Annotated in this window: 18 protein-coding genes; 15 read left to right on the top strand and 3 right to left on the bottom strand. The window is 70.4% G+C overall.

The window, feature by feature from the left end; translation table 11 throughout:
- The first annotated feature begins 3 nt into the window (after window positions 1-3).
- The gene (locus ACWD2L_RS26160) at window positions 4-1,410 is read left to right on the top strand and encodes an aspartate aminotransferase family protein (protein ID WP_451191681.1); all 1,407 of its coding nucleotides are present in this window, start codon (window positions 4-6) and stop codon (window positions 1,408-1,410) included.
- Between the two features lie 149 nt (window positions 1,411-1,559).
- Window positions 1,560-2,999, top strand: a complete 1,440-nt coding sequence (locus ACWD2L_RS26165) for an amino acid permease (RefSeq protein WP_451191683.1) — start codon at window positions 1,560-1,562, stop codon at window positions 2,997-2,999.
- Between the two features lie 31 nt (window positions 3,000-3,030).
- Here ACWD2L_RS26165 and ACWD2L_RS26170 read toward each other — a convergent pair whose 3' ends face one another.
- Window positions 3,031-3,687 carry a GntR family transcriptional regulator gene (locus ACWD2L_RS26170; protein WP_451191686.1) on the bottom strand — a complete coding sequence of 219 codons (657 nt, stop codon included), beginning with the start codon at window positions 3,685-3,687 and terminating at the stop codon, window positions 3,031-3,033.
- A 302-nt stretch (window positions 3,688-3,989) separates the two neighbouring features.
- On the opposite strand from ACWD2L_RS26170, the gene argH reads away from it, so the two are divergent.
- From argH to ACWD2L_RS26225, 11 genes are all read left to right on the top strand, one after another.
- A complete protein-coding gene (gene argH, locus ACWD2L_RS26175; RefSeq protein ID WP_451191689.1) occupies window positions 3,990-5,423 on the top strand; it encodes an argininosuccinate lyase in 1,434 nt (477 codons plus the stop codon).
- 53 nt (window positions 5,424-5,476) lie between these two features.
- Window positions 5,477-6,391 (top strand): amino acid ABC transporter permease, encoded by a 915-nt coding sequence (locus tag ACWD2L_RS26180; protein ID WP_451191692.1) that lies wholly within the window; start codon window positions 5,477-5,479, stop codon window positions 6,389-6,391.
- Complete coding sequence (locus ACWD2L_RS26185) at window positions 6,391-7,185, top strand: amino acid ABC transporter ATP-binding protein (protein ID WP_451191696.1); 795 nt, start codon at window positions 6,391-6,393, stop codon at window positions 7,183-7,185. Before ACWD2L_RS26180 ends, ACWD2L_RS26185 begins: the two co-directional genes overlap by 1 nt.
- Before the next feature lie 23 nt (window positions 7,186-7,208).
- Entirely contained in the window at window positions 7,209-8,081 is an 873-nt protein-coding gene (locus ACWD2L_RS26190; RefSeq protein WP_451191699.1) for an ABC transporter substrate-binding protein, read from the top strand.
- A gap of 3 nt (window positions 8,082-8,084) precedes the next feature.
- Window positions 8,085-8,957 (top strand): polysaccharide deacetylase family protein, encoded by an 873-nt coding sequence (locus tag ACWD2L_RS26195; protein WP_451191701.1) that lies wholly within the window; start codon window positions 8,085-8,087, stop codon window positions 8,955-8,957.
- Complete coding sequence (locus tag ACWD2L_RS26200) at window positions 8,954-9,850, top strand: polysaccharide deacetylase family protein (protein ID WP_451191703.1); 897 nt, start codon at window positions 8,954-8,956, stop codon at window positions 9,848-9,850. Before ACWD2L_RS26195 ends, ACWD2L_RS26200 begins: the two co-directional genes overlap by 4 nt.
- Window positions 9,847-11,193 (top strand): MmgE/PrpD family protein, encoded by a 1,347-nt coding sequence (locus tag ACWD2L_RS26205; protein WP_451191706.1) that lies wholly within the window; start codon window positions 9,847-9,849, stop codon window positions 11,191-11,193. Before ACWD2L_RS26200 ends, ACWD2L_RS26205 begins: the two co-directional genes overlap by 4 nt.
- A 164-nt stretch (window positions 11,194-11,357) precedes the next feature.
- Window positions 11,358-12,815, top strand: coding sequence for a CehA/McbA family metallohydrolase (locus ACWD2L_RS26210; protein WP_451191708.1), 1,458 nt, complete (start codon window positions 11,358-11,360; stop codon window positions 12,813-12,815).
- Window positions 12,812-13,816, top strand: a complete 1,005-nt coding sequence (locus ACWD2L_RS26215; RefSeq protein ID WP_451191710.1) for an extracellular solute-binding protein — start codon at window positions 12,812-12,814, stop codon at window positions 13,814-13,816. Before ACWD2L_RS26210 ends, ACWD2L_RS26215 begins: the two co-directional genes overlap by 4 nt.
- 22 nt (window positions 13,817-13,838) lie before the next feature.
- The gene (locus tag ACWD2L_RS26220; RefSeq protein ID WP_451191713.1) at window positions 13,839-15,530 is read left to right on the top strand and encodes an ABC transporter permease; all 1,692 of its coding nucleotides are present in this window, start codon (window positions 13,839-13,841) and stop codon (window positions 15,528-15,530) included.
- A gap of 16 nt (window positions 15,531-15,546) precedes the next feature.
- Window positions 15,547-16,680 carry an ABC transporter ATP-binding protein gene (locus ACWD2L_RS26225; RefSeq protein ID WP_451191716.1) on the top strand — a complete coding sequence of 378 codons (1,134 nt, stop codon included), beginning with the start codon at window positions 15,547-15,549 and terminating at the stop codon, window positions 16,678-16,680.
- On the opposite strand, the gene ACWD2L_RS26230 is transcribed toward ACWD2L_RS26225, so the two are convergent.
- Entirely contained in the window at window positions 16,625-17,314 is a 690-nt protein-coding gene (locus tag ACWD2L_RS26230; RefSeq protein WP_451191718.1) for a FadR/GntR family transcriptional regulator, read from the bottom strand. The two genes, ACWD2L_RS26225 and ACWD2L_RS26230, sit on opposite strands and share 56 nt — an antisense overlap.
- Window positions 17,315-17,490: 176 nt before the next feature.
- Between ACWD2L_RS26230 and ACWD2L_RS26235 the strand changes: the two genes are divergently transcribed.
- Both ACWD2L_RS26235 and ACWD2L_RS26240 read left to right on the top strand, forming a co-directional pair.
- Complete coding sequence (locus ACWD2L_RS26235; protein ID WP_451191720.1) at window positions 17,491-18,657, top strand: aminotransferase class V-fold PLP-dependent enzyme; 1,167 nt, start codon at window positions 17,491-17,493, stop codon at window positions 18,655-18,657.
- Between the two features lie 145 nt (window positions 18,658-18,802).
- Entirely contained in the window at window positions 18,803-19,978 is a 1,176-nt protein-coding gene (locus ACWD2L_RS26240; RefSeq protein WP_451191723.1) for a damage-control phosphatase ARMT1 family protein, read from the top strand.
- 4 nt (window positions 19,979-19,982) lie between these two features.
- On the opposite strand, the gene ACWD2L_RS26245 is transcribed toward ACWD2L_RS26240, so the two are convergent.
- Window positions 19,983-21,362, bottom strand: a complete 1,380-nt coding sequence (locus ACWD2L_RS26245) for a sugar porter family MFS transporter (protein WP_451191725.1) — start codon at window positions 21,360-21,362, stop codon at window positions 19,983-19,985.
- Window positions 21,363-21,494 lie beyond the last annotated feature (132 nt).

The following is a 21,494-nucleotide window of genomic DNA, read 5'->3' on the forward strand; positions in this document are numbered from 1 at the left end:
TACGTGACCGCGCATGTGAACCCGACCGCGAAGGAGCGCACCGTGCCCCAGGACCCCACCCTGCGTGCCAAGGCCCAGCGTCACCTCGGCCCGCACTTCACCCGCCGGAGCAGCTGGTACGACACGCCTCCGCCGGTCTACGTCCGCGGCGACGGCTGCTACCTCTACGACGACGAGGGCAGGCGCCATCTCGACGGCCTGTCGGGGCTGTTCTGCGTGAACATCGGCCACGGCCGCGCCGATGTGGTGGCCGCGGGCGCCAAGCAGATGGAGACCCTCGCGTACTCCACCAACTGGGGCGCGGCCCACCCGCCCGCCATCGAGGCGGCGACCCTGATCGCGGAACTCGCCCCCGGTGACCTGGACGTGACGTACTTCGTCAACTCCGGTTCGGAAGCGGTCGAGACGGCCATCAAGTTCGCCCGCCAGTACCACCGTTCGCAGGGGCAGCCGCAGCGTACGAAGATCATCAGCCGGTCGATGGCGTACCACGGTGTGACCCTCGGAGCCCTGTCCGTCACCGGCCTCCCCAAGATCCGGGACCCCTTCGGGCCGCTGCTCCCGGGCATCCGGCACGTCCCCAACACCCTTGGATTCACCGGCGATTGCGGCCCGGCGGCGGAACTCGACTGTGTTCGCGCCATCGAGCACGCCATCGCCGAGGAAGGCCCGGAGACGGTGGCCGCGGTCTTCGCCGAACCCGTGCAGAACGGCCGCGGCGCCCTCGTCCCTCCGCACGGCTACTGGCGCGAACTGCGCCGCGTCTGCGACGAGCACGGCATCCTGCTCGTCGCAGACGAGGTCATCTGCTCCTTCGGCCGGCTCGGCCACTGGTTCGGCAGCGCCGCCGAAGGTGTCGTCCCCGACCTGGTCACCTTCGCCAAGGGAGCCACCTCGGGCTACGCCCCGCTCGGCGGCACCATCGTCCGCGAGCCCCTGGTGCGCGGCCTGTACGACTCACCGCTCGGCGGCACCTTCACGCACGGCGCGACCTGGGGCGGGCACCCGGTGTCCACGGCTGTCGCCGTCGCCAACATCGGCGCCATGCGCGACGAGAACATTCCCGGCAACGTACGGGACCTCGGCCCGACGCTGCGCGCCGGGCTCGACGAGATCGCGGCACGCCACCCGGTCGTCGCCGACGTCCGAGGCACCGGCTTCTTCTACGCGGTCGAGTTCACCGCCGACCGGGACAGTGGCCGGGAGCTGACCGAGGAACAGTCCACGCGGATCCTGCGCGAGGTGCTGCCCGAAGCGATGCGCCGCACCGGCGTGATCCTGCGGCCCGACGACCGGGGAGCGACGATGCTGATGGTGGCTCCGCCGCTGGTCGCGGACCGGGCGGTGCTCGGCGAACTCCTCGAAGGAGTCGACGAGATGGTGTCCTCGGTCGCCCGCGCCGTGGGCTGACACGCCGTTCGTTTCGACCGTGTGAACGGTTCGTTGAACGCACCCGGCGGGCCTTCGGGTGTGCCAAGACTGTCCGACGGCGCCGCATGATCATCACGTGCCGGCGCCGCCTGACAGGCCCACGTCGGACGTACAGAGAAGAGGCGGACGTGACGGACACCAGCGACAGATCCCTGCGGGACGACGGCACGACCGAGCCCTCGGGCGGCCCTGGTCTGCGCAGCGCCCTCAAGCAGCGCCACATGACCCTGATCGCGATCGGCGGTGTCATCGGCGCCGGGCTCTTCGTCGGCAGCCGGGTCGTCATCCAGGACACCGGACCCGCCGCCGTGATCTCCTTCGCGCTCGCCGGTGGCCTGGTCATCCTCGTGATGCGGATGCTCGGCGAAATGGCGGTGGCCCGCCCGGCCGTCGGCTCCTTCCACGCCTACGCCCGCCTGGCCCTCGGTCCGATGGGAAGCTTCACGATCGGCTGGCTGTACTGGTACTTCTGGGTCAACGTGGTGGCCCTCGAAGCGGTCGCCGGCGCGGAACTCGTCCGCGCCTGGCTTCCCGGCATCCCGCTCTGGACGATCAGCCTCGCCCTGATGCTGCTCCTGACGGCGGTCAACATGTTGTCGGTGAAGACCTTCGGCGAGTTCGAGTACTGGTTCTCGTCGATCAAGGTGGCCGCGATCACGGTGTTCCTCGTCGTGGGCCTCGTCTTCGTGGTCGGCCTGTGGCCGGGCGCGCACGACGCGGGCGGCGTCGACAACCTCACCGCCCACGGCGGCTTCCTGCCGATGGGGGTGGGCCCCGTCCTGACCTCCATCATCCCCGCGGTCGGCTTCTTCACCGGCGCCGAGATCGCGGCACTCGCCGCCGCCGAATCCGCCGAACCCGGCCGCAACGTCGCACGGGCGACCCGCTCCGTCGTCCTGCGCGTCCTGCTCTTCTACGTGGGGTCGATCTTCCTGGTCGTGGCGATCGTCCCGTGGAGCTCGGACAAGCTGAACGGCGGACCGTACATCGCGGCGCTCCAGGAGCTCGGCATCCCCGGTGCCGACACCATGATGCGCGTCCTGATCCTGATCGCGGTCCTCTCCTCGCTCAACGCGGGCCTGTACTCGGCGTCCCGCATCGTCTTCGCGCTCACCCGCGAGGGCGAGGCACCCCGCGGCCTCACCAAACTCAGCCGCAGCGGAGTCCCACGCCGAGCCATCCTCCTCGCCACGGTCCTCGGCTACGTGGCCGTGGTCTTCGCCTACGTCTCCCCGGACACGGTCTTCTCCTTCATCGTCCACTCCTACGGAGCGGTCGCCCTCTTCGTCTACCTCCTGGTCGCCCTCTCCCAACTCCGCCTGCGCAAGCGCCTGGAACGCGAGGACCCCGACTCCCTGACCCTCAAGATGTGGGGCTACCCGTACCTCAGCTGGTTCACGATCATCGCGATGATCGTCGTCATCGCCGCGATGGCCATCCTCCCGGCGACCCGCGCCGACTTCGTCGCCAGCCTCCTGACGGTCGTGGTCGTCCTGACCTCCTACGCCTGCCTGCGCAGACGCCGCCGCGCACGGGCGGCGGCGGGGCTTGACCTCGAGTCCGATTGAGCCGCACCGAGAAGATATGGCGCCGGGGCGGTCAACCGGTCGTGGGCATGAAGGCCTTGGCGTGGGCGAGGTGGGCCTCCAGGAGGCCGGCCGCTTCCTCGCCCTTCGCCTGACGCAGCAGTGAAACGATCTCGCGGTGCTCCTCGACCTGCGCCGGGAGGTCGTCGCTTGTGCGATCGGTGGTGGCGACCGCCAGCTTGATCTCCGACATGAGGTCGCGGGCGGTCGCCGTCAGGCGCGGGCTGCCCAACAGCCCGACGATCGCCACATGGACGAACAGATGCGCCTCCGTGACGGCACTGGCGGCGGCCGAAGAGGCGACCGCCTCCTCGAAGTCGCGCTGGGCCGAGGTGAGCGCCACGAGGTCCGCGCGGGTGGCCTGCACCACTGAGCGCGCCGCCGCCGTCTCGAGGACGCGCCGCGCCTTGAAGATGTCCTCGATCTCCTCCTCGGTGAGCCGACGCACCTCGACCCCGCGGTTCGGCCGCCGCACCAACAGGCCCTCGGCGGTGAGGATCTGCAGCGCCTCGCGCACAGTGCTGCGGGAGACGCCGAGGCTCTCCGCGACATTGCTCTCGCGCAGCGACGTGCCGCCCTCGATGGCGCCCCGGTACATCTCCTCGCGCAGCGCGTGCGCCACCCGGTCCACCGTGCTGGAGCGATCGATCTCTATGGGCCCTAGCGCCATCACGTTCTCCCTCGAGGCATGCGTCGGATTGCCGGACAATTATGCCGACACCCTACTGGCAGCCGACTACCAGGCGCGGGCGGGGAGTTGGGCGCGGAATTAATCGCTCCGACTCTTGACCGTCACCCAGCGTTGCTGAAATTGTCCGACAAGCAGTCAGTCCGGCGAGACCCGTCGACGGCTCTCGTGCTCAGCCCTGCCCTGCCACCCCGCCCGGCCTGCCCGCGGGCGATCCTTCGGGCGCCCCCACCCTGCCGACCGCGGCTGTCGCGCTGCCCCCTTTCCTCCCAGGGAGACCGTTCATGACCGATACCGCTTCCACCACACGCCTCTGGGGCGGACGCTTCCGCAACGCCCCCGACGAAGCGCTGACCAAGCTGTCGCGTTCTGAGCCGAGCTACTTCGACATGGCGCCCTACGACCTCGCGGGCTCCCGCTCCCACGCCCGCGAACTGCAACGGGCGGGACTGCTCGACGACGCCGAACTGGCCACGCTGATCGAGGCCATCGACGTACTCGACGTCGAGTACCGGCGCGGCGAGATCCAGCCGCGCCCCGAGGACGAGGACGTCCACACGTTCCTGGAGCGGGTGCTCAGCGAGCGACTCGGCGCGGTCGGCGGCAAGTTGCGCGCCGGACGCTCCCGCAACGACCAGGCCGCCAACGACCTGCGGCTCTACCTCCGCGACCAGGTGCGCCACCTCGTCGGGGCCACCGCAGATTTGGAGGAGGCCCTGCTCGCCCAGGCCCGGCAGCATCGCGCCACCGCGGCCCCCGGCTTCACCCATCTGCAACCCGCCCAGCCGATCACCTTCGGGCACCAACTCCTCGCGCACACCCACGCGATCAGCCGGGACATCGACCGGTTGCGCGACTGGGACCGCCGCAGCGCACGCTCCCCGCTGGGCGCCGCCGCCCTCGCCGGTTCGGCCATCGCGCTCACGCCCGAGATCGCCGCGCGCGAACTCGGATACGAGCGCACCTGCGCCAACTCCATCGACGCGGTGGCCAGTCGGGACCACGTCGCCGAGTTCCTCTTCGTCGGCTCGATGCTCGCCGTCGACGTGTCCCGGCTCGCCGAGGAGATCTGCCTCTGGGCCAGCCGCCAGTTCCGCTGGATCGCGCTCGACGACCGCTTCGCCACCGGTTCGTCGATCATGCCGCAGAAGAAGAATCCGGACATCGCCGAGCTGGCCCGCGGCAAGGCGGGCCGCCTCGCCGGCAACCTGATGGGCGTCATCGGCGCGCTCAAGGGCCTCCCGCTCGCCTACAACCGGGACCTCGCGGAGGACAAGCGCGCCGCCTTCGACACCGTCGAGACCCTGCTGACGGTGCTGCCCGCGATGTCCGGCATGGTGCGCACCTTCGTCGTCGACGAGGCGGAGCTGCGCGCACAGGCCACCGCCGGATTCACCCTCGCCACCGAGATCGCCGACTGGCTCGCCCGCCGAGGTGTCCCGTTCAGCGAGGCCCACGAGATCACCGGCGCCGTCGTGCAGCTCTGTGAGGAGCGCGGCATCGACCTGGAGGAGCTGAGCGACGCCGATTACGCGGGCGTCGACGCGCGCCTCACCCCGGAGGTGCGCTCCGTCCTCACCGTCGAGGCCGCGCTGGCTGCCCGCAGCGGACAAGGAGGCACCGCGCCCGCCCAGGTCGACGTGCAGGTAAAGGAGTTGGAGGCGCTCGTCGTCGAACAGCGCGCGTGGGCCGCCGCCTACCAGGGCCCCCGCGCATGAACACGCCACCACCCTCGACCGGCACGACAGCCTCCGGAGAAGAGAGTCACGTCATGTCCCAAGCAGTAGCGGAGAGTTCCGCACCCGCGGACACCGGCGACCTTGTCGCTGTGCCGCGCACCCACTACGGGCGCTGGGTCGGTGCGCTCGTGGTCGTCGCCTTCCTGGGCTGGCTGGGTTATGCCTTCGCCCACGCGGCCATCGACTGGGGCGTCGTCAAGGAGTACCTGACGATGGGCGTGCTCCTGAAGGGGCTGCTCATCACCCTGGTCCTCACCGTCGTCGGCATGGTCCTCGGCATCGTCCTCGGTGTCCTGGTCGCCGTGATGCGCCTGTCCCGCAACCCGGTCACCTCGGGCGTCGGCTGGCTGTACGTGTGGGTGTTCCGGGGCACCCCGGTCTATCTGCAACTGCTCGCCTGGTTCAACATCGGGCTGCTCTTCCCGTACGTGTCGTTGCCCGGCCTGGGCGGCGCCCGCACCGTCGACCTCGTCACCCCCTTCGTTGCCGCCGCCATCGGCCTCGGCCTCAACCAGGGCGCGTACACCTCCGAAGTGGTGCGTGCCGGCATCCTCTCCATCGACGAGGGCCAGACCGAGGCGGCCCAGGCGCTCGGCATGTCACGTCTGCGCACCATGGGCCAGATCGTGCTGCCGCAGGCGATGCGGGTGATCCTGCCGCCCATCGGCAACGAGACCATCGGCATGCTCAAGACGACCTCGCTCGCCTCGGCCATCGGTGTCAGCGAGATCCTCTCCGAGGCGCAGCACATCTACTTCGTCAACAACCGGATCATGGAACTGCTGATCGTGTGTGCCGTCTGGTACCTCGCCGCGGTCTCGATCCTCTCGGTCGTCCAGTACTACCTGGAACGGCACTTCGCCAGGGGCAGCAGCAGCCGTGCGCTGCCCCCGACGCCCCTGCGGCGGCTGCGCACGATCCTCCGGCAGAAGAAGGCGGTCTCCTGATGAGCGTCACGACGAGCACCACCACGAGCACCGAACGCGCCCTGGTCCGCGCCGAGTCCGTGCACAAGAGCTATGGCGACCTCAACGTACTCCGGGGCATCGACCTCGATGTCCGGCGCGGCGAGGTGGTGTGTCTGCTCGGCCCGTCCGGGTCCGGCAAGAGCACCTTCCTGCGCTGCATCAACCACTTGGAACAGCTCAACTCGGGGCGCATCTGGGTCGGCGACGAGGTGATCGGCTACCGGCAGCAGGGCAACAAGCTGCACGAGCTGAACGAACGCGCCATCGCCCGGCAGCGGCAGCGCATCGGCATGGTCTTCCAGCGGTTCAACCTGTTCCCGCACATGACGGCCCTGGAGAACGTGGTCGCGGCGCCCGTCGGGGTCAAGCGCCTGGCCCGCGCCGCGGCCCGCGAGCGTGCCACCGAACTACTGGCCCGAGTGGGCCTCAAGGACAAGGCGGACGCCTACCCGCGCCAGCTGTCCGGAGGGCAGCAGCAGCGCGTCGCCATCGCCCGCGCCCTCGCCATGGAACCCGACCTGATGCTCTTCGACGAGCCGACCTCCGCGCTCGACCCCGAGCTGGTCGGCGAGGTCCTCGAGGTGATGAAGGACCTGGCGAGCAGCGGTCTGACGATGATGGTCGTCACGCACGAGATCTCCTTCGCGCGCGAGGTCGCCGACCGCGTCGCGTTCATGGACGGCGGCGAGATCCTGGAGGTCGGCCCGCCTTCCGAGGTGCTCGTCGACCCGCAACACCCGCGTACGCAGTCGTTCCTGGCCCGCGTCCTGTGAGCCCCGAGTCCGCAGGAGAAGCCATGTCCCGTCCGCTCCGCGCGCTCACGGCCGTCGCGGTCTGTCTCGCCGCGACGGCCGCACTCACCGGCTGTGTCAGTACGAGCATGCCCGCATCGGCGGCCGGCAAGGGCGGCCTGCCGCCCTCCATCACCGACGACAAGAAGCTCACGGTCGGCCTGTCGCCCGACTTTCCGCCGATGGAGTACCGCGACGAGAAGACCAACCGGGTGGTGGGCGTCGACGTCGACCTCGCGCGGGCGCTCGGCGCCGAACTCGGCCTCGATGTCACCTTCCAGGAGCAGAAGTTCGACCAGCTCATGAACTCCGTGACCACCTCCCGCGTCGACATGGTGATGTCCGGGATCTCCGACACCGTCGACCGCCAGGAGACCGTGGACTTCGTCGACTACTTCGACACCGTCGGCCGCTTCTACACCCTGCCGAGCCGCGCCGACGACTTCCGTGACGGCGACGACGTGTGCGGCCGAAGGCTCGCCGTCAGTAAGACGACCGACTACTACGGCCAGGCTCTCGACTACAACAAGCGTTACTGCACCGGCAAGGGCAAGCCCGCCATCCGCGTGCTGCCCACCGACTCCGGCGCCGCGGCCCGCCTGCAACTGGAGCAGAAGCGCGCGGACGTCGCCATCCAGGGCGGCGAGAACCTGGCCTTCTTCGACCGCACCGAACCCGGACGGTTCAAGGCGGTGCTCGACCCGATCCCGGCGAAGCCGTTCGCCGCCGTGGTGAAGAAGGACGACAAGCCCATGGCGCGGCTCGTACTCAAGGGCTTCCGGCAGCTCCGCGCCGACGGAACGTACCAGCGGATCCTGAAGAAGGCCGGCATGGCCTACGGGTCGATGGCGCCCACGTTCGACGGAGTTGAGGACTGACCCATGCACACCCCTGTCGACCCGCGGCCGCCGCACTGGCCGCACGGACACCGCGCCGCGGTCGCCCTCGCGTTCGACCTGGACGGCCCCACCGGCGGAGCCATGCTCGACGGCTCCCTGTGGGACCGGCCCGGCTACTTCGCCCTCGGCGGCTACGGACCCCACCGGGCGCTGCCCCGACTGCTCGACCTCCTCGACGATGCCGGGGTCCCCGCCACCTTCTTCGCCCCGGCCTGGGTGGTGGAGCACTGGCCCGAGGCCTGTCGCGCCATCGTCGAGCGCGGGCATGAGGTCGCCCACCACGGCTACCGGCACGAGTGCTATTACGATCTGACCGTCGACGAACAGCACGCCGTGATCCGACGCAGCCAGCGGGTGTTCCGCGACGTCCTCGGCGTCGAGGCCACCGGATTCCGCTCGCCGTCGGGCGACTGGCACCCCGAGACACCGCGCATCCTGCGTGACCATGGCTTCCGCTACTCGAGCTCGATGCGCGGCGACGACCGCCCGTACCGGCACACCCTCGACGGCGCTGTGAGCGACCTCGTGGAGATCCCGGCGCGCTGGGACATGGACGACTACGCCTTCCTCGCCTACCACCGCAACCCCGACTACCCCGGCGGCCAGGACCGGATCGCGAGCTACGCCCTGACGCTCGACAACTGGAAGCGCGAGTTCGACGGACACCGCGCCGAGGGGCTCTGCCTGACGACCCTTTTCCACCCGAAGGTCTCGGGACGGCCAGGCCGCCTGCTGCTCCTGGAGGAACTCATCGACCACATGCGCGCACACGACGACGTCTGGTTCGCGACCTGCCACGACGTGGCCGACTGGTGGATCGGGAGCGGACAAGGTACGGAGGTGGCCGCCGCGTGAACGACACCCACGGCCGGTGGCCGAACGGCGCCCGCGCCGCCGTCATGATCACCGTCGATCACGATGCCGACCTCGCCCTCCTGAGCGGCTCTCCCGCCATCGCGGACCGTGGCAAGACCCTGTCCGTCGGCCGCTACGGAACCGACCGCGGCATCGACCGACTGCTCGGCCTGTTCGCCGAACTCGCCGTACCCACCACATGGTTCGTACCGGGACGCAACGCGGAACGGCACCCCGACGCGGTACGCCGCATCGCGGCAGCCGGACACGAGGTGTCCTGCCACGGAGACGCGCACGAGGACTTCCAGCCGCTGACGCTCGACGAGCAGATACGCGCCGTCCACGACGGAGCCGACCGGCTGCGCCAGGTCACCGGTGCCCCCGTGCGCGGCTTTCGCACCCCTGCCGGAGAGTGGAAGCCAGGGCTCGGCGCCCGCTTCGCCGACTCGGGCCTCGACTGGTCCTCCTCGTCACCCGGCGACGACCTGCCCTACCTCCACCCCGGCACGGACGGTGTCGTCGAGATCCCGGTCCAGTACGAGCTGGAGGACCACCAGTACTTCTTCTTCAACCTCGAACCGCCCTTCCCCACGGGCCAGTCACGCATCTCGTCGTACGCCCACGTCCTCGGCAACTGGACGCAGGAATTCACGGCGCACCACCGCTACGGACTGTGCTACGTGCTGCGCCTGCACCCCGAGGTGACCGGAACACCGGGCAGGATCGGGCTCGTGCGGCAGCTGATCACCCACATCCAGGCCCACCCCGACGTGTGGCTCACGACCGGTTCGCGGATCGCCGACTGGTGGCGGACGAACCACCCGGACAACGGCCCCGGCCACCCGGCGGACCTGTTCGCCCGGCTCCAGGCGGAACGCGAGCCGTCCGTATGACGCCGAGCCCCCTTACCCGGCTCGCCGGCCTGATCACCGACACCACGTACGACGACCTGCCGGAAGCCACCACGCACAAGGCGAAGCTCCATCTCCTGGACACCCTCGGAGCCGGCCTCGCGGGCTCCCACAGCGAGGAGACCCGGATCGCCCTGTCGGTGCTCGGTGGGGAACGTGGCGACGTCCCGGTGTGGGGGACGCGCTCGCGTCTGACACCACGGGCGGCGGCCCTGGTGAACGGTGTCTCGTGCCACGCCTACGAGGTCGACGACACCGGCGGTTGCGACCACTCGGGCGCGGTCGTTGTACCGGCCGCGCTCGCGGCCGTTGACGTGGTCGCATCTCCGGCGAGCGGCGCCCGGCTGCTCACCGCGATCGTCCTCGGCTATGACGTGGGGCGCCGGATGCTCGAAGCGTTCGGCGGGTACGAGGCGCACAACGGAGCCGGTTGGCACTCCACCGGAACCTGCGGCCCCTTCGGGGCTGCGGCCGCGGCAGCCCATGTCCTCGGCCTCACCAGCCGCCAGACGGAGGCGGCTCTTGGCCTGGCGTCCAGCGGCAGCGCGGGCCTGTGGGCCTTCGTCCACGACGGAGCCATGACCAAGCGGCTGCACGCGGGCCGCGCGGCCGAGACCGGCCTGCTCGCGGCGCGCATGGCCGCAGCCGGGATGACGGGTCCTTCGGCGGTCTTCGACGACACCTGGGGCGGTGCGCTTGCCACGTACGCGGGGGAGGAGGCTCAACCGGACGCGCTCACTGACGACTTGGGCCGGAGTTGGAAGATCATGCGCAGCTCCCTCAAGCCGTACGCCTCCTGCCGCGGCACCCATTCGTCGGTCGACGCCCTGCTCGCCATCATGGCTGACCGAAACCTCGACGCGGACGACATCGCCACCGTCCACGTGCGCATGAGCCCGTTCCTGCACGGCATGTGCGGGGGACGCGAGACCACGACGCTTGCAGCGGCGCAGCTCAGCCTTCCGTGCGCGCTGGCCGCCGTAATCACCCATGGACATGCGGAACTTGAGGCCTACGTCGGCGACGGGGCTTCGCCGCACCTCGCCATGGAGCGCATCGCGCTCGAAGTGGACGACACGATGCCGGCGGACGGAGAGCCGGTCGTCACCGTGACCAGCACCGACGGGCGACGCTGGTCGCTCCGGGTCGACGAACCCAGCGGCTCACCGGGCAACCCGCTCTCCGAGACGGCCGTCCGGGAGAAGTTCCGCGGACTCGTGGGTCGGGTGTTCACTTCGGATCGGTCCCGGGCACTGGAGGCGGCGGTGCTCGGCCTGGCGGAGGCGGGGGATGCGCGGGCGCTGGGGGTGTTGCTCGCCCCCTAGGGCCTGTCCTGGCGGGTCCGGCGGACAATCCTGCGCACCCGCTGGCGCGTTGCGAAGAAGCGTGCTCAACTGTGCGCACGTTCTTGCAAGTTGGTGAGCGACTCTGCGCAGCCGGGGTGATCGCCGGGGCCGGTGGCGCTCGTGGTGGGCTTCAAGGAGGCCAGGTGAGCAGCCGCCGCGTTCTGCGGGAGACCCGCACCATCGACCCCGCGTCGATCACGGAGCAGTATCTGGACCGTGTCCTCACCCTCCCGGAGGGCGTCGGCACGCTCCGCGTCGAGTTGGACTTCGAGAAGGTCACCGACTGTTTCCAGCTCTACGCGGCGGCCCTCGACCCCGACGGGTTCCTGCGCGGTCACGTGCAGTGCCCCGGCGACCCCGGGCCCCGCCGGTTGTCCTTCGAGGTGGGGGAGGACCACGCCGACCTCGGGTGTCATCCGGGGCCGCTGCCCGCCGGTGCGTGGACCATCCGCATCGACCTTGACCGGTTCACGCAGGGCGGGAGCTACGAACTGCGGGCGTACGTGGCCGATGCGGATGCCGATGCGGATGCCATTGCCCCAACACGCGCCATTCGTGGGCAGGTTAAGACGAAGGTACCGGCACCGCAATCACCCCCCACCTGGCTCCGCGGCGAGCTCCACTCGCACTCCCTGCACAGCGACGGCTCCGCCGACCTCCCCGCCCTGCTGGACGCCGCCCGCGCCGCAGGGCTCGACTTCCTCGCCGTCAGCGACCACTTCACGTCGAGCCACTGGGCGGAACTCGCGCGCTTGGAGGAGGAGGGGACCGCCGACGGGATCGTTCTTTTCCGCTCGATCGAGCTGACCTCCCACTTCGGCCACGCCAATCTCCATGGCCTGTCCCGGTGGCCCGGCACCTACGTCGACGCCGACGGCTGGGACTTCGCCGACGCCGCCCGCGACGTGCACGCCCAGGACGGGCTCGTCGGGGTCAACCACCCGTTCAGCGGCCGCCAGGCATGGCGCAGGGACGACCACACCTGGGACGACGTCGACCTCCTGGAGATCGACAACTTTGGTCAGGGCGCCAATAACGACGCGGCCGTTGGGCTGTGGGACCGGCTGCTCGGCGCGGGCCACCGCATCGTCGGTGTCGCCGGTACCGACTGCCACCACCCCCAGAAGCCCGAGCACCGACTCGGCCAAGTCGCCACCGTCGTACGGGCGGAGCGCACCCGCGAGGGCATCATCGGCGCGCTCCGGGCGGGCGAGGCGTATGTGTCGCGCGGCGCCGGGCTGCGGCTCTCCGCCCGGACCGCGAGCGGGGAGTGCGGGATGGGCGGGACCGTGTCCGTGTCTCCGGGCGGGGCCGTCCACCTCGACGTAGAGCTCGACACACCTCGCCCCGCCGTGCTGTTCATCCTGCGGGGCGGACTGCTCTGGCACATGGAACCGGTGGCGGCCGAGGGGCCCGCGCACATCCGCGTCACCGACCCGCGCCCGCTCCCCGGCCACTACCGCGCCGAGCTGCACGCCTCCAGCGACGACCCCTACTTCTGGGCCTCGTGCAACCGCTCGCACGCCTCCTCGCTCGCCGTCTCCAACCCCGTGTGGGTCGCCGCCACGTCCCCGCGGGAAGCAGAAAGGCACTCCGCATGAGATCCGTACGTGTCTGTGTCCTCGCCGTCACCGCGCTCTCTCTCACCGCCTGCAGTTCCGTCGTCGGCGGGCAGAAGTCCGGTGACACCAAGGGACTCGTCGTCTACACCTCGTCCGGACCCGAGGTGACCGGCCCCATCGTGAAGGCCTTCGAGAAGGCCAACCCGGACATCAAGGTGACACTCACCGCGATCTCCGGAACCGGCCCGCTGATGAGCCGCATCCAGGGCGAGAAGGCCAATCCGCTCGGTGACGTCGCGTGGGGCGGGTCCATCGAGAACTACAAGGCCGTTGCGGGCAAGGGCATTTGGGCGTCGGCCGAACTCGGCCAGGACAAGCACATGGTGGCCACCGACCCCAAGCACCAGTGGCACGCCACCGACTTGCTCTACCAGGCCATCGCGGTCAACACCGACCGCGTCAAGGACCCGGCCGACTACCCGAGGACGATGAACGACCTCGCCGACCCGAAGTGGAAGAAGCGGGGCGGCATCGGCTTCGCCAACCCCCGTTCCTCCGGGACCGGTTACTCGGTGCTCGCCGCCATGGTGAGCAAGTACGGCTGGGACTACGTCGACAGGTTCCTCCCCAACGCCAAGGTCACCGACAGCAGCGACGCCATGTTCAAGGGCGTACGCAACGGCGAGTTCCCCCTCGCCTTCATCAATGAGGACCTGGGTAATGCCTGGGTGAAGGCCAAGGCACCGCTCAAGCTCGTCTATCCGACCGACGTGGTCTCCAACCAGATCGGCGCCGCCGCCGTCATCAAGGACGCGCCGCACACCGCCAACGCGAAGACCTTCGTCGACTACCTCATGTCCGCCAAGGGGCAGAAGGTCATGAGCGATGCCGTCGGCCGCCGCTCCGCCCGCACCGACCTGCCCGCGCCCACCGGACTCGCCGAGGGCAAGAGCCTTCATCTGGCCAAGTCCCCCGAGGAGTTCGTGAGCGGGCAGCCGAAGGTGCTCGACACGTTCGACGCCGCGTCGGGCGCCAAGTAGCGGGGCGGGCACGGAACGTCACATGACCGCCACCGACACCCCGCCCAAGGAGCGAACCGCGGCTGTCACCGGAAGACCGCGCCGCCGCCCCGGCATCTGGGTCCTCATCGCCGTCCTGCTCACCCTGCTGCTGCTCGCGATCATCGTGCTGCCCCAACTCCGCATCGTGACAGCGGCGTTCAGTGACGGCCACGGAGGGGCGACCCTCGCGCACTTCGGTGAGTTCTTCACCACCGCCCGCTTCACCGAGGCCCTGTGGCACTCGGTGGTGGTGTCCCTCGCCGCCGGGCTGCTGTCCTGCCTGGTGGGGATCCCGGCAGCGTATCTGCTCGCCCAGTACGACCTGCCGCGCCGCAGCCTCTTCCTCACCCTCGCGACGATGGCTACGGTCTCGCCGCCGTTCCTCGGCGCCTACGCCTGGGTCATGCTGCTGGGACGCGGTGGCATCCTCACCGACGTCCTTCCGCTGCCGTTCGACACCATCATCGGGCCGGGCGGCATCATCTGGGTGACCATCTGGGCCACCCAGTCCATGACGTTCCTGATCGCCTACGACACCTTCCGGTCCATCGACCCGAGCCTCGACGAGGCCGCCGCCAGCGTGGGCAGCAACCCGTGGCGCACCCGCCTTCGCATCGTCCTGCCGCTCGCCGTGCCCGCCCTCGTCACCGGCTTCTACACCGCCGCGATGAAGATCTTCGCGGACTTCGGCACCCCGCTCATCATCGGCGGCGGCTTCCGCATGCTCCCGGTGCAGGTCTACAACGAGTTCCTCAGTGAAGTCAGCACCAACCCAGCCCTCGCCTCCTCCGCCAGCCTCGTCATGCTCGCGGTCGCCGGAGCCACCCTCGCCGTGCAGCAATGGGCGCTGCGACGCAGGACCTACGCGTCGGTGGGCGTACGCACCCGGCCACTCCAGCCGGTCGGACAGACCCAGAGGATCCTCATGACCGGCTGGCTCTGCCTCGTGTTCTTCCTGTCCTTCGTGCCGCACCTCGTCGTCATCGGCACCAGCTTCCTGACATGGCAGACCGGCATCCTGACGTGGACGCCCACCCTCGCCAACTACCGGCAGCTGTTCGCCGAGGACCTGGGCACGATCCTCACCAGCTTCGTCCTCGCCGGCATCGGCTGCGTACTGTGCGTCCTCGTCGGCGTCCTCACCGCCTACATCACGGTGCGCCGCCGCTACCGGGTCGTCGCCCCGGCGCTCAACATCATGGTGATGATCCCGTACATCCTGCCGGGCACCGTCCTCGCCATCGGCCTCATCCTCAGCTTCAACAGCGCGCCGCTCATCCTCACGGGGACGGCCACGATCATCGTCCTCGTCTACCTGACCCGGCGCCTGCCCTACTTCATGAAGTCGGTCGAGGCCGCCATGACCCAGGTGCACCCGGCCCTCGAAGAGGCCGCGATCAGCGTCGGGGCCAAGCCCCTGCGGGCGTTCCGGCAGGCGACGCTGCCCGCGATCCGGCCGGCCGTGGTCTCCGGCGGGACCGTCGCGTTCCTCCAGATGATCACCGAACTGAGCGCCACGATCATGGTGTACGCGGTGCCCTTCATCACGATGACCGTCGTGATCTTCAACAACGCGGTGCAGCCCGGCAGCCCGTTCGGCGTCGCCTCCGCGATGACCGTCGTCCTGATGGTGAGCGTCTACGTACCCCTGTACTTCGTCCGGCGCCGCTTCTCCGACCTCAGAACCTCGTGACGGGAATCCACCCACCATGGCCACACACCAGCCCGCATCCGGCGCCTCCGTGGGCGTCACCATCTCCGGTGTCCGCAAGCAGTTCCCCGAGCACCTGGCCCTTGACGGCATCGACCTGTCCGTCCCCGCCGGGTCCTTCACCACGCTCCTCGGACCCTCCGGCTGCGGGAAGACCACGCTGCTCCGCATCCTGGCGGGTTTCGAGACGGCGACCAGCGGCTCCGTCAACTTCGGCGACCGTGATGTGGCGACCGTCCCGCCGTGGAAGCGGGACGTCGGATTCGTGTTCCAGAACTACGCGCTGTGGCCGCAGATGCGGGTCAGCGAGAACGTCGCGTACGGCCTGAAGCTCCGCAAGCTGCCCCGGGCCGAGATCGCCCGCCGCGTGCACGAGACCCTCGACCAGGTCGGCCTCGCCCAGCGCGCCGACGCCTTCCCCGGCCAGCTCTCCGGAGGCCAGCAACAACGTGTGGCGATGGCCCGCGCCCTGGCACTGCGCCCGACCGTCCTGCTGCTCGACGAGCCGCTGTCCAACCTCGACGCGAAGATGCGTGTCGACATGCGCCACGAACTGCTCACGCTGCAGCGCGAGGCCGGGATCACCGCCGTCTACGTCACCCATGACCAGGAGGAGGCGCTGGAGATGTCCGACGTCGTCGCGGTCATGCACGACGGCCGTATCGAGCAGGTCGGTTCGCCGTCCGACATCTACGAGCGTCCGGCGACCTCGTTCGTGGCGTCCTTCGTCGGCCAGGTCACGCTCATCGAGGGCAGGTGTACGTCGACGGGCTTCGTGCCCGCCCTGCCGTCCGGCCGGCCGCTGTCCGAGATCGCGCAGGGCACACAGGACATCGGATCACGCTGCCAACTGGCGCTGCGCCCACAGGACGTGACGGTGGTCGAGCCCTCCGAGGGCCACTGGGAGGGCACCCTCGAACGCACCACGTACCACGGCAGGGGCCGCACCAGCTCGGTTCGTCTCGCCGACGGCACCCGCTGCCTGGTCGCCCACCGTGCGCCGCTGACGGCCCGCCCCGGCGACAGGGTCGGCATCCGTGCGCTCGGCGGCTGCCTCGTCCCGCTGGACGACCGCGTCAGCCCGGTTCCGGCGCAGGGCGCAGCTGCCGCAGCCACCTCTCGGTCCGGGTGAGGTGCGCGCCCGCCGCCGCTGCGGCGGCGGTGGGGTCATGGGCGGCCAGCGCGTCGATGAGCGCCTCGTGGCCCTCGTCGCTCGCGGCGCGGACCGCCGTGCCCTGCGCGGAGCCGTACACGTTGTAGTGGCGGCCCCGGGAGCGCAGGACACCGGCGAGCGCGGCCAGGGTCTCATTACCGGAGGCCGCGCAGATCGTGGTGTGGAACTCGTGGTCCAGGTCGTGGAGTTCCCGCTCGTCCTCGGTCGCGCTCAGACGCGCCTGCAGCTCCCGCAGCCGCGCGATCACCCGCCCGTCGGCGCGGGCCGCCGCCAGCGCGGCGGCCTGGCACTCCACGGCGCGGCGGGTGTCGAAGAGTTCCAGGATGCCGTCGAGGGGGAGTACGTCGACCATCGCGGCGAAGCCCGCCAGCATATGGGCCGGACGCAGCGCGGAGACGAACGTGCCCGCGCCGTGCCGGGGTTGGAGCATCCCGAGCGCCGCGAGCGAGCGCACCGCCTCGCGCAGCGAGCCGCGTGACACCCCGAGCCGGGCGCACAGGTCCGGCTCGGCCGGCAGCTGCGCGCCCGGAGCCAGTTCGCCGCTCGCGATCATCGCGCGCAGCCCGGCTGCCGCCGTGTCGGTGGCCGTCATCGTCCTACCCCCTTCGTCCTCGCGTCACCCGAGGAGTCATCCGATGAATCCGACAGTAGGTCATGAGCCGGATTCTCGTGTTTCACAACTACCCCTGTTCAGCGAGCAATTTAACGCCTACGGTCCTGCGAGTACGACACGAACCGACACAGTCATCGGATGACTCGCGGAGTGACATGTCTTCTCACCCTCTCGACGCCTGGGCGCTCGACCCCGACGTCCGCCACCTCAACCACGGCTCCTTCGGCGCCGTGCCCCGTGTCACCCTCGACGAGCTGCGAGCGTTGCGCACGGAGATGGAGGCCAACCCGTGCCGGTGGTTCCGCGGCCTCCCGGAGCGGGTGGGGCGGGCCCGCACCGACATCGCCCGGTACCTGCGGGTCGCCCCGGACACCGTCGCGCTCGTGCCCAACGCCAGCGCCGGTGTCAGTACGGTCCTGGCCTCGCTCGATCTTCCCGCGGGCAGCGAGGTGCTGCTGACCGACCACTCCTACGGAGCCGTCACCATGGGAGTGACGCGGGCCGCGGAGCGGGCGGGCGCGCACGTACGGACCCTGCACATCCCGCTCGACGCGACACCCGCGCAGATCGGCGCACTCTTCGCCGACGCCCTCGCTGACACGGGCGCGCCGACCTCCCTCGTGGTCGTCGACCAGATCACCTCGGCCACCGCCCGCCTCTTCCCCGTCGCGGACATCGCCGCGCACGCCCACGCGGCCGGCGCCCTCGTGCTCGTCGACGGAGCGCACGCGCCGGGCATGCTCGCCGACCCCCTCGCCGACGCGGGCGACGCCGACTTCTGGGTGGGCAACCTGCACAAGTGGCCCTGCGCGCCCCGCGGCACGGCGGCCCTCGTGGCGCGCGGCGACCGGGCGCAGGGGCTGTACCCGCTGACCGACTCCTGGGGCGCGCCCCACCCCTTCCCCGAACGCTTCGACCAGCAGGGCACGGTGGACCTCGCCCCCTGGCTCGCCGCGCCGCGCTCCCTGGACTTCGTCGAGGAACGCTTCGGCTGGGACGCCGCGCGCCTCCACATGGCCGAACTGGCGGACGAGGCCCAGCAGTTGCTCGCGGACGCCCTGGGCGTGGACACCGCCCCGGTCGGCGGTAGCCCGGCCCCGGCCATGCGCCTCGTGCCGCTGCCCGGGGGCGCGGCGGCCGACCAGGACTCCGCGCACGCGCTTGGTCGCCACCTCGCCGACACGATCGGCTGCGAGACGGCCATCACGACCTGGAACGGCCGCGGCTTCCTCCGCGTGTCCGCCCACCTCTACAACGACCGCAAGGACTACGCCTACTTGGCGGACCAGCTGCCGACGGCGCTGGTCGAGGCCGCGTCGTAGTCCACGTCGGCTCGGCGAACGCGCCGCGACGGTGGGCACACAGGGCGGGACCCCCGCCGCCGCGCGACGCGCCGTGGTACCCACGACGCTCGTCCACTACGGCTAGGGTCGAAGGCCCGCCCCACCTCGCAGGAGTCCGCCACCGATGCCCGACACCCCGCTCGCCCCCGTCATCCACGGCAACGTCCCCGGCTCCTTCGCCCGCAGTGTTCTCGCCGAGCGGCACCCCGCGCTCATCGAGAAGGTGCGCGCCGCCTTCCCGTACGGGCCCGAGCAGCACCGCGCCCTCGACGCCCTCCTGCGGAACACGGCGGACGGTGTGATCGAGCCGCTGGGCGCGGGGGCGCACGACCGCGAGCGCTGGGAGGTGTGGGGGAGCGAGTGGTTCGGGGCGTCGTGGTTCGACGCGCCGTTCCTGTGGGCGGAGAGTTACTTCTACCGTCAACTCCTGGGCGCCGTCGGGTACTTCGCCGAGGGGGCCTGGCGGGGCGTCGATCCCTTCCGGCCGTTCAAGCGGGCCGAGCTCGACACCGCGGAGACGGGCGCCGAGCTGGCCGCTGTCGACCACCTGGCCTCGGTGACCCGCGCGGAGCGGGAGCGCGGACTGCTCCTCGGGGCGCTCTGGGGCAACCGCGCCGACCTCGGCTTCCGTGTCACCGCCGACGGCGACGAACCGGGCGCGGACACGCAGCTCGTCGCCGACGACTCCGACGCCTTCTGGGCCGCACTGCCGCAGGGCGGTGGCGCCACGGTGAGCCTCGTCGCGGACAACGCCGGGCGTGAACTCCTCGCCGACCTGCTGATCGTCGACCACCTGCTGGACTGCGGGCGCGCCGCAAGTGTGATCGTGCAGGTCAAGCCCTACCCGTACTACGTCTCCGACGCCATGACCGCCGACGTCGTCGACTGTGTGCGGCGGCTCACCCGGGCGGGCGGCGCGGCGGCCGAGGCCGGTGGGCGGATCTGGGCGGCGATGGGGGACGGGCGGCTCGTGCTCCGCGCCCATCCCTTCTCCTGCGCTCCGCTGCCGTACACCGAGATGCCCGACGACCTGCGCGCCGAGTTCGCCGCGACGACGCTCACCGTGCTCAAGGGGGACCTCAACTACCGGCGCCTGGTGGGGGACCGGATGTGGGAGCCCACCACGCCGTTCGCCGGACGGACAGCGTACTGGCCGACACCCGTGGTCGCGCTGCGCACACTCAAGTGCGACGTGATCACGGGCATCGACCCGTCCACCCGAGACCCGCTGGACGCCGCCGAACCGCACCAGAAGTGGCGGGTCAGCGGCGCCCACGCGCTCGTACAAGCACACACGTAACCGGTCAGGCGGAGCGCTCCAGCGTCTCCAGGGACCGGCCCGCCGTCTCCCGGATGAACGCCGCCGTGAACGCGAACGCGAGGACGCAGACCCCGGCGAAGAGCGCGAAGGCGACACCCGCCCCGGCCGTGAGCAGCACCGGGAACACCAGCGAGACGGCGAAGTTGGCGGCCCAGTTGGTGCCCGAGCCGACACTCACGCCGACGCTGCGCACCCGCAGCGGGAACAGCTCCGGCAGCATCACCCACAGCAGCGGCGCCCAGCTCAGCGAGTAGGCCACCTTGAAGACCGCGAGGCTCGCGACGGCCGCGACCTGGCCGAGCGTCTGGTGCAGCAGGCCGAGCGAGAACACCGCGCACAGCGTGCTCATGCTGACGATCATCAGGACAAGCCCGGTGAGCAGCAGCGGCTTGCGGCCGACCCGGTCGACGAGACGGCCCGTCACGAACGTCGTGACGATCGAGAGGACGCCGAGCCCGACGCTGTTGAGCAGCGCCGCCGAGTCCCCGAAACCGGCCGCCTTCAGGATCGTCGGCGCGTAGAAGACGATCGTGTTGGAGCCGATGATCTGCTGGATCACCGCCATCGCCACCGCGATGCACAGACCGCGCCGCACCCGGAGGTCGGTGAACAGCTCCCTGAGGCGGCCCCGGCGCTCGTGCGAGCTGTTCGCGGCGGCACGGATGTCCGAGAGTTCGGCCTCCGCCTCCTCCTCGGTGTGCAGGCGCAGCAGCACCGTGCGGGCCTCGTCCTCGCGTCCGTGCGCGACGAGCCAGCGGGGTGTCTCCGGCTGCGTCCACATCCCGGCGAACAGCACGGCGGCGGGGACGATGGCGAGCCCCAGCATCCAGCGCCAGGCGCCAGCGTCGGACAGCAGGTACGAGATGAGGTACGACACGAAGATGCCGACCGCGATCATCATCTGGTTGAGCGTCGACACCCGGCCTCGGATGGCCGTCGGGGCCAGCTCGGAGAGATAGCTGGGGATCACGGACGAGGAGAGGCCGACGGCCACACCCGTGATGATCCGGAACGCGATGAGCAGCCAGGGCCCCGTGGCAAGCGCCATCCCGAGCGCCCCCGCGCCGAACACCACGGCCGTGCAGAGCATGACCGGGCGGCGCCCCCAGCGGTCGGTGGCGGGTCCCGCCGCGAAGCAGCCGGCGATGGCGCCGATCATCAGCGAGCTGACGAACGCGCCCTGCATCCAGGCGCTCAGGCCCAGGTCGCGGGTGAGGAACAGCTGAGCGCCCGCCACGATGCCCATGTCGTACCCGGACAGCAGACCACCGAAGGCGCCGCAGAGATACAGCAGAAGCGTGCGGCGTGAACGGACGTCCGCGCCCTGTGCGGCGGACACCGGGGTCCGGGTGACGGCAGGCATGACGAGCTCCCTTGCTGGTCGGCTCCGCCTCATTAGCGTCAAGACTCCGACGAAAATCAAGGGGTAACGACCAGCGCTTTTGATTTCTGTCGCGAGTCTTGACGAAAATGCGCGACGCGGGGGAGTATCCGA

Source organism: Streptomyces sp. NPDC002754 (assembly GCF_053592315.1).